We start from the raw sequence: 14,661 nt of genomic DNA on the forward strand, positions 1-14,661 counted from the left end.
AAGATAATAGCGTTTGTTCTTACTTTTCAGCGCGTTTTGCCTTTTCCCAAGCTCCGCTTCCTTTTTTCTTCTTGAGATAGCGGATGCCTTTCAGCACATTGACATTCATAAATAAGAAATAATAGGGGATAAAAAGCAACTTGTTTTTTATCTGTTTGGTGGATAGATAATATCCCCAATATCCCAATCCGTAAAAAAGAACCTGCATGGCAAGCAGCACTCCGTAGAATATCGCGGAACCGCCCAACAGCAGAATCGCAATATTCAGCGGGAAGAGAGCAAACAACAGGAACGGAGTAATAGACCACCGCAATACCCGGTGAGACGTATATTGAAAGCTAAGTATCCCGTAGCGGAAAGGATTCAGTAACGGACGAAGTCGCCAGATGGACTGCAATCCTCCGGCAGCGATGCGCACTTTCCGCTTTTCTTCTTCGCGCATATCTGCCGAACCGCTTTCGATGGCGTAAGCATTGGTGCAATAAGCAATGGTGTAACCTTTCATGGTGATCCGGAGCGAAAGAATAAAATCATCGAGCAACGTGTCCGGTTCCATTGCTTCGAATAGTTCACGACGCACGGCAAACAGTTCGCCTGCTGCTCCTACAGCAGAGTAGAGGTGGGCGTCAAGTGCTTTCAGGGTTGATTCGTATTTCCAGTAAATACCTTCACCACCGGCAGCGGCTCCATCTTTGGTCTGTACGGCGATCCGTTTTTCGCCGGCCACGCAGCCCACTTTCGGGTCTTGGAAAGCAAGTACGATTTCCCGTATTGCCTCCCGGTTTACCATGGTGTTGGCGTCCGTAAAGACGACGAGCGGAGTGTCCACCAACGTCATTCCACGTGTCATTGCAGCCGTCTTACTCTGTCGTAGGGGTTGGAAGTGTACGGTCGCTTTCCCCTGCCAACGCGTCTGCAATCGTTCGTTCGTACCGTCATCGCTTCCGTCCGTCACCCATACGATATGCAGTTTGTCCGCAGGGTAGTCCAGTTCAAGACTGTTCTCCATCTTTTCGTCTACAACATCTTCTTCGTTGAATGCCGTAATGAAGAGGGTAACTTCCGGCAGGTCTGCGTCCGATGCCGGCAACGAACGCTTCACAGGTTTCACGAAAAGCTCTTTCAACTTGACAAGAACGTAAAGCACAATTCCGTAGCCCAAATAGGTGTAGAACACAACGAACAGGGCAAGCCAGAAAATAATTTCAAGACAAGGGGTAATGGTTTCGTTCATAGCTATATTTGTTTATTTTTCTTGTATCGTTTACATTCAGCTCTTATTAGCCTCTTATTTCATTTTATTCAGCTCGTTTCTTCAACTCCGTCTTTTTATCCGAATCTTTCAGCATATTCACAAAGTAGTTTGCGTCCGCTTTGGCAGAAGCATTTGTCGGATTCGCTTCATATCGTTTCACGAAATTCTCGGCGTGTTCCGCCAGGTATTTCCGGCAGTCGATATTTAGCATGATACCGTTTCCGTAGTTTGCATAAGATAAACCGGTTACTTCATCATTGGATGATATTTGTTTGATATCTTCCTTCTTGACACCGGATAAATTGACTGTAACAGAGGGATAATAGAAATACTCCTGCCCGGGTAAATGAACTATCAGTTTGATCGTGTGCTCATCCTCATAGTTCACCTCCGTTGTACCATGTACCTGATAGTAATTATATTCATAATATTCCTCCTGACTGGTGAACCACATTGAGTCGTCACCATCCTGTCCGTAGGTGTCGTTGAGCCATTCAAAGAGATCTATCCATCCGGTATCTGTGCTATGAACACCGATAGAGATGGCTGTCCGTTCTTGTCTATCATACCTAAGTTCCTCAAGAACGACAGGTTTTATCACATCCATGGTTGTCAGTCCGCTTTCAGGGCGTGGTTCGTAGAAAACTCTTTCAATCAACACCTTTTCAAGATCTCCTTTCAATTTGAATGGATATAGTTTTACAGCCCCCGCTTGCGCTGTAAGAGTTTTGATGATGGGATAGTCACGCGCGGCTTCCACATAAGTTTTATTTCCGTTAGGTTCTGCCAGCATTTTGCATCCTCGTCCTTTCAAACGATCAAGGATAATGTCTTGTGCTATTTTGTAATGTGATAAAATATCTTCCGGGTCGTATACATCTGTCACCATTACATCATGAAAAGCAATACCTACGCCAAAGTTCAGCATTTCTTTGACATTTCCCCACACCAGCCCTTTTTGTCCGTTAAAACCATAGTTTTTTTTATTTATAGTTGTCGTTTTATCCATCCATGATTCTTCAGGAGAAAGAGTTGTGCCAAATGAGAATCGGACTTCATTACCTGCCCCATCTGTGCTTCCCAGAGTTTTTCCAAGGTAGTAGTAATCAGAAGGGAGTTCATTCCTTTGCAGATGAGCTAGATCATAGAATGACTTTTTGGATAATGGCTTTCCATGAATGGCCGCCCAAGTATAGCAGAAAGCAGCATGCTTACAGTCATCCTGTGTGAGCATAAATAACCACGATTTATTATATTTAAGTCGTGGAATTACAGCTGTTGGCTGAATTGGCAGCTGCACTCCTTCTTTTACTCGAATTGTAATCTCGGCTGTATGATCGATAGGTTCATTTATAAATGGATAGAAAAATTCCGGATCGCTGATGACCTCTTTTTCTGCAAGTTCGTCATCATAAAGATTCTTCTCCTTTATGCAACCTATGTTTATTGTGCATAATATGAAAACGATAATTTTATTAATAGTCTTTACGCTCCGCATACCTTTACTTCTTTTTTACAAGATTACTCTCCTCATCCTTATATTCCTTCTTCTTGGTAAAAAGTCCTCCGATTCCTTTCAATCTGCTGACGACACGCACCTTGAAACTATTGAACAAAGTTCCGTCGGCTCCCACCGTCCCGTACCCCGTCACGGCACGCGCACGTCTTTTCCGTACAAATGCAATCTTTCCAAATTGCTTGAGCTGCAAAGCCAGATACCCGTCTTCGCCGCGGATAATATCCGTGCGAATTCCCGTTTTCCTCGCATACTCCGTCCGGTAAGCAAATACCAGTCCGCGCACACTAAGCTCCGGACGCTTGAAAGACTGCAACCATAAATGCAAGTCGCGTGCAGCCTCATAGATTTTCAGCCCCATCCAAGAATGATCCTTGTCAGGAATATAACTCCAAAGCGAGCTGACAGCCACTACACCCGGCTTTTCGAGCGCATCCACCATCGTTTCCACATACTTTGCCGGATACATCGTGTCAGAATCAATGTTGATATGATATTTTCCACGGGCATGGTTCAGTCCGCAGAGACGGGCAAAACCACAACTATGTTGCGTTTCCGTGAAATAAGGCACACCGCAAGCCTCGTAAATCTCCGCTGTGCGATCCTTCGATTCGTTGTCCACACCAATGATTTCTACAGGATATTTACATTGCATCTCGCTCAACGACCAGAGACAGGCGAGCAGATGTTTTTCCTCATTGTATCCGATGAGCGATACAGTGACAAGCGGTTCGTTACTCTGCAATCCGGCCAGATTGCGGCGTACTTCCTCGATAACGGCTTGCGGAGCTTCCGCAAAAGGTTTCTCATATACCTGTAAATACTTAGAATACCATTCCATGAGCTATCAATTTATCAATTTTGCGGCTGTTGACTGTTGTTGGTCAGTTCCTCAAACAATCCTTTCCACTGTTTTACAATATTTTCCATTTGGAAGCGTTGGACATTCATACAAGCCTGTTTTCCCATATCCATACGTACCTTCTCATTCTCTATCAGATAAGCGATTTTTTCCGCCAACTCTTCTATGTTCCCGTTTTCAACCAACAAACCATCTTTTCCGTCGTCGATAATATCTTTCGGTCCGCACGGACAGTCGAAAGAAATAGGCGGCACACCACATGACATGGCCTCGGTAATCACCATTCCGAACCCCTCGAAACGCGAGGAGAGGACGAAAATCGAACTTTCGCAATACTTATCTACAATATTAGACACCGTGTGCTCCAGTATACATGAGTCCGTCATACCCAGTTCGTCAATTCTTTGCTGGAAAGAATCTCTTAACGAACCATCCCCGTAAATGCGTAATTTCCACGTCGGGTATTTTTTAGCAATTATATTCCAGGCTTCTATCAATAAATCAAACCCCTTTTGAGGAGCATACCTCCCCACAGCGATCACTTGATGCGAAGTACATTCCGAAAAACGCTCTGTCTGCGTAATAATAGGATTCGGGATGACACGGATATTATTCAGTTCAGGCCAGAAAGCAGCCTCCTCATGCGTGAGAACCACAAATTGATCCAACTTTCTTAAATTCCCTTGCAGTTCATTATCCCACCTCTTCTGCATCATATTGCCAAAGAACCCTCCTTTGCCTACCCCATAGGAATAGCGTGTGACATGAAACTCACCCACCTTTTTGCTCCCATCCGCGATGGAATGAATAAACTTCACCTCCCGGCGTATCGTTGAAAGCGTGATATCCGGCCGTATTTCCATCAATAGACGCGTGAAACGCTTGCGGAATTTATGATAACGGAAAGGATATTTCAGCAATTTGCCAATCGTCGACTGATTGAACGGCCAGTCGAACGCTACATCCAGGTCTATATGCTTCACCTTTGGCGAAAGAGCAAAATGAATTTGCCTGTCCCGTTGTTCCGACGTGATGATATACACCTCATACCCCTCACAATGTTCGGCCAGATAGTTAGCCTTAAAAGTGACGATACGCTCCAAACCACCGGGAGCATAAAGCGAAGGTAAGTAGTATGCGATTTTCATGATCGGGCGTTTTAGGTTGTTTTTACCGGGGGAACCAGACTTTCGAACAACTGTTTCCATTGCTCGGCAATATTTTCTATCTTAAACCGTTGCACATCCACGCGTGCCTGTCGTCCCATTTCCTTGCGGGTTTCTTCGTTTTCAATCAGATAGCAGATCTTCTCCGCCAATTCTTCTATATTCCCATCTTCCACCAGCAACCCGTCCTTTCCGTCGTCGATGATGTCGCGCGGACCGCACGGACAGGTGAACGATACCGGCGGCACACCACAGGCCATTGCTTCAATAATCACCATTCCGAACCCCTCAAAGCGGGAGGAAAGCACGAAAACAGAACTTTCGCAATATTTTTCAACAATATTCGGCACGGTAGGTTCGAGAATACAACTGGAAGTGATTCCCAAAGAATCAATCAACTGTTGAAGTTCCGCCCGCATACCATCCCCGTAAATACGCAACACCCAGTCCGGATGCTTTCGGGCAACAAGTTGCCAGGCAGGGATTAAACGGTCGAATCCTTTCTGCGGCACATAACGTCCCGCGGCTATCACCTGTTTGCGGTTACCGTCGGACACTTGTTCGGGGAAGAAAGGAAGAGGATTGTAGATCACCTCCACATTATCCAATTCAGTCCATTCACGGGCATCCTCATGGCTCAATACGATAAAACGCTTCAGCTGGCGAAGTTGCCGGATGAGTTGGATTCTCCAGAATTTTCTGACGATAGCGCGTATGAAAGAGGGCAGACGGCTGTTGCTGAAATCCCTGTAATTAGACTTGTTGAAATGTATCTCACCCAGTTTGGCACTGCCGTCCGTCAACTTATTGATAAAGTTGATGTCACGCCGTAACAGAGAGATAGTGATATCCGGTTTGATCCGGCACAGGTGTTCATTCAGTTTGTTTCTGAACAACTTCTGTTTCGCCATATATTGAGGAATCTTCTTATAAAGAGGTAAATTATTCAGATGCGAATAATTAATATCCATTTGGTGTACCGTGATAGATGGATGCAACTCATAATAAGGCTTCCGTCCTTCACCGTCTGTCAGGAATATATGTATTTCATAACCGAACACTTCGGCAAAGTAGTTTGCTTTCAGTGTCAGTACCCGTTCCATGCCACTGGGGTAATCGAGCGAAGGGATGCAGTAGGCTATTTTCATGTTTATCAGAATATTGTTTGTTATTAATTGTGTTTTTGCTTATTTATCTTTGGTCTTTATGGCGTCGATCACTTTCTGCATTTGCGTCTTCCACGATAGCGGGCAGACCGATTCGCGTATCTCGGCAGGCGTCATTTTCAGGGTCTTCCGGAAGTCGATCAGTCCTTGAATATCCACCGGAGATTCGTCGGGTTCCACCTTCCATACATACGGCATGTGGTCGAAGTCGTCGTCGGTTTCCGAGTAAGTGAACGCGAAGCCACGTGCGGCATACTCGCGGTTTTTCAACGTTTTGATATACGTAATTCCGCTGCGGTGGCGTCCCAGGCTGCCAATGGCAAAATCTGCTTTTTCGAACATCGCATCCAGTTCGTCGCCATGCAAAGGACCATGCAGAAGAACATACGGTTCGAGATGGTTGTCACGGACAACAGGCAAGATCCCCGCCCGTTCCCGTTCGCCGGACAGCGGGCCTACAATATGGAAATATACTTTATATTCCGGATTGCTGCGGTAATAATCTGCCAATCCGCGCACAAGGCGGTCGAAGCCGTGCCAGTAGTGCACTTCCGCCACTCCGATCAAGTGCAACTCTTTCGAAGTGTCATTCTGCTGCTGCTTCATCGGAATCGCTTCAAAATCAATTCCGTTGGAGATGCGTATGGTGTTTCCGCCAAATATTTCTTCCGCATTGGAGAAAGTGACAATACCGTCCAGAGCCTTTGCCAGCTTGTGACGGAAACAGCGGTCGATGGCTAGATGAAATTTCATGGAACGGGTGACGTACTCCTGATCGTAAGGATAAGTAGGAATTTCCATCACCACTTTTGCGCCTGTACGTTTCAACGACTTCACCAGCCGGAGGGTGAACGGACTGGCATTGTGAAAAGAGCGCATATATACAAAGTCGATTCCTTCGCGGCGTGCATAGTCAAGAATAGGAGAGTAGTAGACACGTTTCCAAATCTTTGCGGCAAAGCCCGTGCCGAAATCGGCGATCACTTCGTCATCCACCATCCAACGCCGTTCGCCATAAGAGGTCACATCATAATGACACAAGCGAACATCCACTCCACAATCTTTGAGGGCTTTCACCTGATAACGTATCTTCTTACTAATTCCGTTGGCCTCATTGAAGCCGTGAAATATAAGGAAAAGAGCTTTCATTCTTATTTTCAGTATTCAATAATTGTTTATTCTGTTTTTTCTTCCTCAAACGATTTGGGCGATGATTTGTTTCCGGTATTCTTCTCCGGCATCCGCCACTTCGCTGCCAATGGCAGTTTCGTTGACATATTTTCGTTCCAGTTTCACTTTTTTATGGGCTCCCATCCGCCACCATTCATACTCTACGTCCACATGACCAACGTCGATGGCCTGATAACCGGCTTTAAACAAATCGTAGGCCAACACAGTGGCTGCGGGACCGAGGGCAATAAGAAACAATGCTTCTTTTTCTACTTTGCAGGCCTCCCGCTTGATGTCTTCCAGGCGTTCGAATGCATCTCTGGGCGGACAAAGAATACGCCGGATGCTCCGGGCATTGTCGAAAAGATCGTTGCCCACTCCAAGCCGGCTTTTCTCCCCTTCGATGAAGACGATGTCCCGGTTGTCCCAAATGCCCTTCATGTCGTGAAACCATCGGGCGGAATCTTCCTTGCGGGCAAAATCCATATACGGACGGGTGACGAATGTATTGTAATATTTTCGTCCCGCTATTAGCAGACGGTCCCACCACGAACCGTACAGATAAAAATGAGTCCTCCAGAACCGGCGACTTTTGCGATTGTAGCGATACAAATCGCGGAATGCGTCGGAGATGCAGACAATATGTCCTTCTTCGTGACTTTGCAGCACTTCGGTCAGTCTTTTAGCCAATAACGGATCACCTTTCTGGAAACGGATTTCCTTTTCCGGACTGGTGAGCAACACTTCACCGTCGCCAAAACGACTGACAGAGCAACGGTCGTCGATGATTTTACGTATCGTTTCGTCGATGGATGCTACTTGCGGTGTGATTTTTCTCTTTTTCCGCAAGACGATGTACCAAAAATTGTACCATTCCACGGTGCTGCCATACTTTATTTTATAACGTAGCGTTATAAAAATGTTGCGTATATTCATAGCTATAGACTTTTTTTTCTTAACGACCGCACTTTACCGATAATGTCATACTCATGCGTCATCTGTATATAAATGCCAAAGATAATAAAACTAACGATACCTTTAGCAATAATTGTCACAAAAATATTCATCCCTTCCAGTGCATATTGCATTGGAATGAGGGCTAATGCTATCAAAATGCTAATCACCAACGGAGAAATAAGCTGACGGATGAACGGCCAGGCACTTTGCCGGAAGGTCACCCGGTACATCTGCCAATAACACTGTATGAAGTTGATGGTGAATGTCACCACAATGCAACTGGCCACTGCTGTCAGGGTTCCGAAATGGAAGATGCCGAGCAGAATTCCCGCCACGTTGAATGCGGACGAAAACACTCCGCACACAAACAAACTTCGTGTATCGCCTGCCGCCTGAAAGATGGAGCCGGACGAAGAGAGTATAATCTGAATCCCTACGGAGAGCGACAGTATCCGGAACACGGGTACGGACGGCATCCATTGATCGCCGAAAATAATAAGCGTCACTTCCTCTGCCGTGAAGAAAAGCAGCACGCTAAGCGGCAGACCGATAAAGGCGAGGAAACGGACGATGCGTTCGTAGGAACTCAACAGTTTTCCCTTGTCATTCTGGAAATCGCTGAAGATAGGGTGCATCACCGGAGTGATTACCTGCGTGATATTCTGCAAGGGCAGCATCATCAAGCGATACGATTTTTCGTAATATCCCAGATCGGACATACTCATATATTTACCAATCAGCAGTTTGTCCAGATTGCGGCTGAAATAGTTGATGACATTGAACAGGAATTGATAGGCGGAATAGGAAAATATCTTTCGGAGTACCGTCAGTCCGAGTGTGAAACGCAACCGTTGTGGATAACGCTGAAAGGAAATCACGAAGATCAGTACGCTGGATACGATTGGATTGATAATCAATGCGTACAATCCTGCTCCGCAGAGGGCGGCGGTTACCGCGGCTGCACCTGCCGAAATCTGAATGACGAAGCTACGGATAGCAATGAATTTAAATTCTTTGTTCCGGTAGAACATGGCTCCCGGCACAATGGTGGCGGAGGCGAAGAACAGGTTGACGGACAGCAGTTGGCACAGGATGCGCAGGGTGTCACTTTGGTAGTAATCGGCGATGATCCACGAAGAAGCGAAAAACAGGATGCTGATTCCGATGCCCGTCCATATAGTAAATGAGAAGATGTCCGACAAATCATCTTTAGTCAGCGATTTGTGCTGCACGATGGCGGGAGACACTCCCATGTCGGTGAGAAGATTGAAGAAGGCGATGATTACGGTGGCAACAGCTACGATGCCGAAGTCGTCCGGTGATAGCAGACGGGCCAGAATTCCCGCCACAACAAGGGATATGAGGACGCCACTGTATTTGGCCAGCGCTGTGTAAAATACCCCCGAAAATAATTGACTCTTAATGTTATTAGCCATTGATTGCCTGTTTATATGTTTGCGCATATGCTTGTCCCACTTTGCGGATGCTCATGTTTTCCATACCGTATGTGTAATTCACTTCCCCTTGTCCCCATGCGGCAAGCCGGCGGGCTTCTTCGAGTGCTCGCAGGATGTCTTTTTTGTCGTCGGGATCGAAAGTCGGGTTGCCGGTTTCGGAAAGCAGTTCGCCGATGTTTCCCACCTTGGGACCCACCACGACTTTGTGGTAGAGGAAGGCGAGGGGGACATTGCCCGAATTCAGTATATCTTTCCGCTGGATGAATATCACGTCTGAAGCAGCCATATAGTAGGGCAGATCGCAGTTGTCTATCAGTTCGTCGTTGGCTCCTGCCTGTAGTTTATACATACGGTTGAGCAGCGGCATGAGCAGATAGTATCCGGCTTTTGAGATCCATCGTTTGATGAAATTCCTGCCATAGCTGTTGCGTCTCGAGAAAGGGTAGAGGCGGGGAGCCAGCAGCATCTTGTGCTCCTCGTCCCAGGCACGGAAAGCTCCGAGCACCATGCGTCTTTCTTCCCGGTTGCGGAACTTTCCGAAGGCGGTGACGATGAATGCTTCTTGTGGGAGGTTCAGATATTGGCGCGCGCTCTCTATGCTGATATCTTCCTTGTAGGTATATTGGTAGATGTGGTGCGGGATGATGACATTCCGGCTGTCGGGATATTTTTGCATGAATTCCGTCTGGCTGTAATGTCCCATGTGTACCACGATGTCACTTTCCGATTCGATGATGTCGTAGGCCCGGCTGATGATATCATTTGCATAGTGGGGGCGGATGTTGTGTCGTGTGTATATGAAATGAGCCCCCCGCGAGCGGAAAAAGGCAATACGTTCTTTCAGTCGGCGGATGACGTCGGGGTCTTCGCATGTCCATCCCACTACCTCCTCCGGCCATTGGAAATGGATGATATCATAATGCTTATCCGATTCCCAAAACTCTTTTGTGGAACATCGCACGTCGATTCCGGCCATTCTGATAGCATCGCATAAGATAGGAACAAATAGATTGTCGGTTTCTCCGTTTTCTCTGAATACGATCAGTGCTTTTATTGATTGGCTGTCTGTTTCGCTATCACTCATTTTTTAAGTTTTAAAGACCTTTATTACATTGCAAATGTAATAAAACTTATGATAAGTTTCTCCTTTTCTGTGTTTTAATTGCAGTTTAAGTTGCTATTTGAGGAAATCTGAAACAGGTCTAATGTTTTTATAAGCCGTTTTTCTTCTTGGGTATAAGGAATGTGGTGACTTTCGATATATTGCTTGAGAAAGATGCAAGCATGTATGAAAATGGCTGCTTTCATATAGCTGGTGAAATTTATGTAACGGTAGTAGGAGGCTTCACTGATGTTGATATGCACGCAGAGCTCTACTGTGGCTAGCTGTGACGTATTCAGGAGCTCTTTTATCAGCTTTATTCTGTTCTGATAATGCTCGCTTACTATTTTATTTTCTTCTATTTCTTCCAAAGTTTGGTTGCGTTTTGTATCCATATTGTTTGGGGTTATTAATAATATTTGGCAAAGGTCTGATAAAAAATATATAATCCAACTCTCATTTTTGCGATAGCTGGAATAAAATACATTTCGCACCTTTGCGCCCCGGAAGTATTAAATGTGGAATAATGAATAAATGATGATTGAAAATGAAGAAAGATCAGTATTTCAATTTGGAGGTAAATTTGTTGAATGACGACAATATTGCCAGTATGATGTCGGAGATGAATGCTGCGGAAGCACTCGGAATTTATGTGATGTTGCTGTTGCATCTGCGCACTAAAGATGCTTACGAGGCGTCGTGCAAACCGGTTTTACTGAAGGCTATGGCCCGGCGGTATGATATGGATGAAGTGGCGGTGGAGCGGGTGCTTCGCGAATTCGATCTCTTCGAAGTGGATGAGGAACGGCAGATGTTTCGTTCTTCCTACTTGGATAGGGTGATGAAAAGCTTGGAAGAGAAGCGGAAAACGAATAGCGAAAACGGTAAAAAAGGAGGGCGTCCGAAAAAGGTGGTAGAACGTGCTGAAACGCCCGTCGATAAAGGGAGAAAAGCCAATGAAAACCAGAAGAGTAGAGAAGAGGAGAGTAAAGAAGAGGAGAGTAAAGGAAATATTTCTGTTGTAAATAATAACAGTAGTAATATAAAAAAAACGTCTCTTGTGAGCCGTTTGGCGGATGAAGGCAATCATGGCCCGTTACAACCCGTGTTGCCTTGGGAAAAGTTGGTGGACCAACTTTCTACTTTCCAGTCATATATGGAATTGGCCGGGCAACATTCCGGTTTGGGAAAGCTCTTTGTTGACCATCAAAAACTTATTCTGGAAATCTTCAAAAAACATATCCGCCTTTATGACAAGGGAGCCGGACTGCTTTTCCCGGAGGACGTGAAACGGTATTTTTCAAATTATATCGCGGCCGGTTCCGTTACTTGCCGCACGTTGAGGGAAACCTTGCTGAAAGAGCTTGAGAATACGGTCGACAAGGATGTAAACCGCTTTGAAAGCGTCGTCGACGGGCGGCGAACGTATCTGGGACATCTTATTCCGGTTGATGCGCCGCCACGTCCCGATGCATCGGCTGTGTGGGATGATGTGAAGAAAAGATGGGCGCATTAATCCGGCAGATGACTGGCTTCGTCCGGCAGGTTGTTGATGTTCGTCTGGCAGGTAACGGAAGCTCGTCCGGCAGGTGGCAGACACTCGTCCGGCAGGTAAGTCCTCTGCGTGTGAATGATTATTTTAAACTATTTTTTAATTAGAAAAAAGGAAAAAAATATGAGAAATTTTGCCAACTATGATGTCGACATCCACGGTAAATCGAGTGGAGTCCTCAAGACGATTTGTAAAAAATGTCTTCCTACCCGCAAGAATAAGCGCGACCGTTCGCTACGTGTCAACGTCGACACGGGCCACTGTCACTGTTATCATTGTGGCGCTGATTTTTATGTTCCCGATGATGTGGAAGAGCGCAAGAATGCCGAACGTGCGGTAGCCCGCAAGCGTCGTGCGGCAGCCATTCCGCAGCATTTTCAGCGTCCAGTGTTTGATGCCTCGAAAACCACGCTTTCCGAAGACACGGAGCGTTGGCTGGTGGAGACGCGTTGCATCCCGCAGTCCGTCATAGCTGCCCTACGCATCACCGAACAGGAAGAATTTATGCCGCAATCCGGCAAAAAGGAACGTTGCATCTGTTTCAACTATTTTGAAGGGGAGCAACTGATAAACACCAAATTTCGCGCTCTCCCGAAACTGTTCAAAATGGTGCAGGGTGCCGAACTGATTCCCTACAACATCGACTCCATTGTGGGGCAGACCTCCTGCATCATCCACGAGGGCGAACTGGATGCTGCTTCCTCCATCGCCGCCGGATTTCAAAGTGTCATCTCCGTGCCGGCCGGAGCCAATTCGAACCTCTCCTGGCTCGACCGTTTTATGGAGACGCACTTCGAGGACCTGAAAGAAATCATCATTGCCGTTGATGCCGATTCTGCTGGAATCCGGTTGCGCAATGAACTCATCAATCGGCTAGGGGCTGAACGCTGCCGGGTGGTGACTTACGGTCCGGAGTGTAAAGATGCCAACGAGCATCTCTGCAAATATGGTATCGCCAGTCTCCGTATCGCCATCGAACAGGCAGCAGAAGTTCCGCTCGAAGGGATCTTCACCGCTGCCGACTTGCATGACGATCTGCGGGCTCTTTTCGACAACGGCTTCGGTCCCGGAGCGGAAACGGGATGGGAGGAGATGGATAAGATCTGCACGTATGAACGTGGGCGAAGTGTCTACGTCACCGGAGTTCCCGGTGCAGGAAAATCCGAGTGGGTGGACGAATTGGTGTTGCGTCTCTGCCTGCGGCATCAATGGAAAATCGGGTTCTTTAGCCCGGAAAATACCCCTATCGTCTATCATCTCCGCAAACTGATTGAGAAACTCACCGGACACCGTTTTCAAAACGGCTGTGGCATGACGGAGGGACTCCTTGCGAACTCGGAAGATTTTCTGACTGAAAACGTCTCTCATATCTCTCTGAAAGGTAATGTTTCTCCGGATCGTGTACTGGCCAAGGCTCATGAACTCGTTGTCCGCCGCGGCTGCCGCATTATTGTCTTCGACCCGCTCAACCGTTTCGACCACAACCCGCAACCGGGACAGACGGAAACGCAATATATTTCCAACCTGTTGAATAAATTTACAGAATTTGCAGTGCAACATAATTGCCTGCTCGTGGTTGTAGTCCATCCTCGTAAAATGAACCGTAATCCTGTCACGGGCATTACCCCTCGTGTGGAAATGTACGACATCAACGGCTCTGCCGATTTCTATAACAAAGCGGATTACGGTATCATTGTGGAACGTGACAAGGAGGTTGGTGTCACCCGCGTATATGTGGACAAGGTGAAATTCAAGCATCTTGGTGTCGGTGGAATGGCATCCTTTGTCTACGATCCCGTAAGCGGACGATACCTGCCCTGTGAAGAATCTCATGACCCTTCTCTCTCCGCTGACCAGCGTGTCCGAAATACGATGTTCGACAACTCCTGCTGGCTACCTGAAAAAGAACTGTTTTAGGGTGTTAGGTATCAAGTATTAAGTATTATGATGTTAAGCATTATGATGTTATCCGTTGTTGTGATGTGTTTACCACGGTTAATACTTGATACCTAATACTTGATACTTTAATTAGGGTTCTTGTAGCACTTCGATGATGAGCCTTACTTGTGCGGGAGTGTAGTATCTGGCGCGTGGATTCATGCCGGTGGCCAGGAGCCGTTCTTTTAGTCCGGGTGCAGCTTCAATCCATTCGTTGAATCGGTCTACTGCGCTTTGTTGCAGGATATTGGGGAGGTATAACAAGGCAAGTTCGCCTTTCCCATAGGTGCGGTATTGGAATGTTTTTTCTTCTTCTTGTTCGGGGAGAATCTTGTTTTTTGTTTTCATTTATAGTTGTGCTTTTAGGTTGTTGTATTTGAAGTAAAGTTACTCATTTTTAGTGGAATAGGCAAATTTTGAGAGCAGATGTTCGGGCGTATTCATAAAAGAATTGATAATAATAGAATGCCAATTCTTGAAATTTATTGTATCTTTGTTTATGTTTCACGTTAAAAGCATA

14 protein-coding genes are annotated in these 14,661 nt (G+C 46.3%); 3 read left to right on the plus strand and 11 right to left on the minus strand.

What is annotated here, in order from left to right:
- Window positions 1-19 precede the first annotated feature (19 nt).
- The 10 genes from CJF29_RS10640 to CJF29_RS10685 form a co-directional block, all read right to left on the minus strand.
- Window positions 20-1,234, minus strand: a complete 1,215-nt coding sequence (locus tag CJF29_RS10640; protein ID WP_099145801.1) for a glycosyltransferase family 2 protein — start codon at window positions 1,232-1,234, stop codon at window positions 20-22.
- A gap of 64 nt (window positions 1,235-1,298) precedes the next feature.
- Complete coding sequence (locus tag CJF29_RS10645; protein ID WP_099145800.1) at window positions 1,299-2,753, minus strand: hypothetical protein; 1,455 nt, start codon at window positions 2,751-2,753, stop codon at window positions 1,299-1,301.
- 4 nt (window positions 2,754-2,757) lie between these two features.
- Window positions 2,758-3,612, minus strand: a complete 855-nt coding sequence (locus CJF29_RS10650; RefSeq protein WP_008999378.1) for a glycosyltransferase family 2 protein — start codon at window positions 3,610-3,612, stop codon at window positions 2,758-2,760.
- A 14-nt stretch (window positions 3,613-3,626) separates the two neighbouring features.
- A complete protein-coding gene (locus CJF29_RS10655; RefSeq protein WP_008999379.1) occupies window positions 3,627-4,781 on the minus strand; it encodes a glycosyltransferase family 4 protein in 1,155 nt (384 codons plus the stop codon).
- 11 nt (window positions 4,782-4,792) lie between these two features.
- The gene (locus tag CJF29_RS10660; RefSeq protein ID WP_008999380.1) at window positions 4,793-5,947 is read right to left on the minus strand and encodes a glycosyltransferase family 4 protein; all 1,155 of its coding nucleotides are present in this window, start codon (window positions 5,945-5,947) and stop codon (window positions 4,793-4,795) included.
- A gap of 39 nt (window positions 5,948-5,986) precedes the next feature.
- Complete coding sequence (locus CJF29_RS10665) at window positions 5,987-7,114, minus strand: glycosyltransferase (RefSeq protein WP_099145799.1); 1,128 nt, start codon at window positions 7,112-7,114, stop codon at window positions 5,987-5,989.
- A 45-nt stretch (window positions 7,115-7,159) separates the two neighbouring features.
- Window positions 7,160-8,071, minus strand: a complete 912-nt coding sequence (locus CJF29_RS10670; protein WP_099145798.1) for an SP_1767 family glycosyltransferase — start codon at window positions 8,069-8,071, stop codon at window positions 7,160-7,162.
- Between the two features lie 2 nt (window positions 8,072-8,073).
- Window positions 8,074-9,528 (minus strand): lipopolysaccharide biosynthesis protein, encoded by a 1,455-nt coding sequence (locus tag CJF29_RS10675; protein WP_099145797.1) that lies wholly within the window; start codon window positions 9,526-9,528, stop codon window positions 8,074-8,076.
- Complete coding sequence (locus tag CJF29_RS10680; protein ID WP_099145796.1) at window positions 9,521-10,633, minus strand: hypothetical protein; 1,113 nt, start codon at window positions 10,631-10,633, stop codon at window positions 9,521-9,523. The genes CJF29_RS10675 and CJF29_RS10680 overlap by 8 nt, the downstream gene beginning before the upstream one ends.
- 74 nt (window positions 10,634-10,707) lie before the next feature.
- Window positions 10,708-11,046: a hypothetical protein gene (locus CJF29_RS10685; RefSeq protein ID WP_074557165.1), complete on the minus strand. Its 339-nt coding sequence runs from the start codon at window positions 11,044-11,046 to the stop codon at window positions 10,708-10,710.
- Window positions 11,047-11,198: 152 nt separating this feature from the next.
- On the opposite strand from CJF29_RS10685, the gene CJF29_RS10690 reads away from it, so the two are divergent.
- Genes CJF29_RS10690 through CJF29_RS10700 form a run of 3 tightly spaced genes read left to right on the plus strand, consistent with a single transcriptional unit; the run spans window position 11,199 to window position 14,120 of the window.
- Complete coding sequence (locus CJF29_RS10690; protein WP_099145795.1) at window positions 11,199-12,167, plus strand: Lin1244/Lin1753 domain-containing protein; 969 nt, start codon at window positions 11,199-11,201, stop codon at window positions 12,165-12,167.
- Window positions 12,155-12,310, plus strand: a complete 156-nt coding sequence (locus tag CJF29_RS10695) for a hypothetical protein (protein ID WP_004300369.1) — start codon at window positions 12,155-12,157, stop codon at window positions 12,308-12,310. The genes CJF29_RS10690 and CJF29_RS10695 overlap by 13 nt, the downstream gene beginning before the upstream one ends.
- A 16-nt stretch (window positions 12,311-12,326) precedes the next feature.
- Window positions 12,327-14,120, plus strand: a complete 1,794-nt coding sequence (locus CJF29_RS10700) for a bifunctional DNA primase/helicase (RefSeq protein WP_099145794.1) — start codon at window positions 12,327-12,329, stop codon at window positions 14,118-14,120.
- 111 nt (window positions 14,121-14,231) lie between these two features.
- Here the strand turns inward: CJF29_RS10700 and CJF29_RS10705 are convergent, their stop codons facing one another.
- Window positions 14,232-14,489: a DUF4248 domain-containing protein gene (locus CJF29_RS10705; protein ID WP_004300371.1), complete on the minus strand. Its 258-nt coding sequence runs from the start codon at window positions 14,487-14,489 to the stop codon at window positions 14,232-14,234.
- Window positions 14,490-14,661 lie beyond the last annotated feature (172 nt).

Source organism: Bacteroides celer, from assembly GCF_002632415.2.
Taxonomy (GTDB): Bacteria; Bacteroidota; Bacteroidia; order Bacteroidales; family Bacteroidaceae; genus Bacteroides.

Excerpts from the sequence above, each read along its gene's own strand:
- CJF29_RS10675 (WP_099145797.1), bottom strand. The coding sequence starts at position 9,528 with ATGGCTAATAACATTAAGAGTCAATTATTTTCGGGGGTATTTTACACA.
- CJF29_RS10705 (WP_004300371.1), bottom strand. The coding sequence starts at position 14,489 with ATGAAAACAAAAAACAAGATTCTCCCCGAACAAGAAGAAGAAAAAACA.
- CJF29_RS10695 (WP_004300369.1), top strand. The coding sequence starts at position 12,155 with ATGGGCGCATTAATCCGGCAGATGACTGGCTTCGTCCGGCAGGTTGTT.
- CJF29_RS10700 (WP_099145794.1), top strand. The coding sequence starts at position 12,327 with ATGAGAAATTTTGCCAACTATGATGTCGACATCCACGGTAAATCGAGT.
- CJF29_RS10680 (WP_099145796.1), bottom strand. The coding sequence starts at position 10,633 with ATGAGTGATAGCGAAACAGACAGCCAATCAATAAAAGCACTGATCGTA.
- CJF29_RS10665 (WP_099145799.1), bottom strand. The coding sequence starts at position 7,114 with ATGAAAGCTCTTTTCCTTATATTTCACGGCTTCAATGAGGCCAACGGA.
- CJF29_RS10685 (WP_074557165.1), bottom strand. The coding sequence starts at position 11,046 with ATGGATACAAAACGCAACCAAACTTTGGAAGAAATAGAAGAAAATAAA.
- CJF29_RS10660 (WP_008999380.1), bottom strand. The coding sequence starts at position 5,947 with ATGAAAATAGCCTACTGCATCCCTTCGCTCGATTACCCCAGTGGCATG.
- CJF29_RS10645 (WP_099145800.1), bottom strand. The coding sequence starts at position 2,753 with ATGCGGAGCGTAAAGACTATTAATAAAATTATCGTTTTCATATTATGC.
- CJF29_RS10655 (WP_008999379.1), bottom strand. The coding sequence starts at position 4,781 with ATGAAAATCGCATACTACTTACCTTCGCTTTATGCTCCCGGTGGTTTG.
- CJF29_RS10670 (WP_099145798.1), bottom strand. The coding sequence starts at position 8,071 with ATGAATATACGCAACATTTTTATAACGCTACGTTATAAAATAAAGTAT.
- CJF29_RS10640 (WP_099145801.1), bottom strand. The coding sequence starts at position 1,234 with ATGAACGAAACCATTACCCCTTGTCTTGAAATTATTTTCTGGCTTGCC.
- CJF29_RS10690 (WP_099145795.1), top strand. The coding sequence starts at position 11,199 with ATGAAGAAAGATCAGTATTTCAATTTGGAGGTAAATTTGTTGAATGAC.
- CJF29_RS10650 (WP_008999378.1), bottom strand. The coding sequence starts at position 3,612 with ATGGAATGGTATTCTAAGTATTTACAGGTATATGAGAAACCTTTTGCG.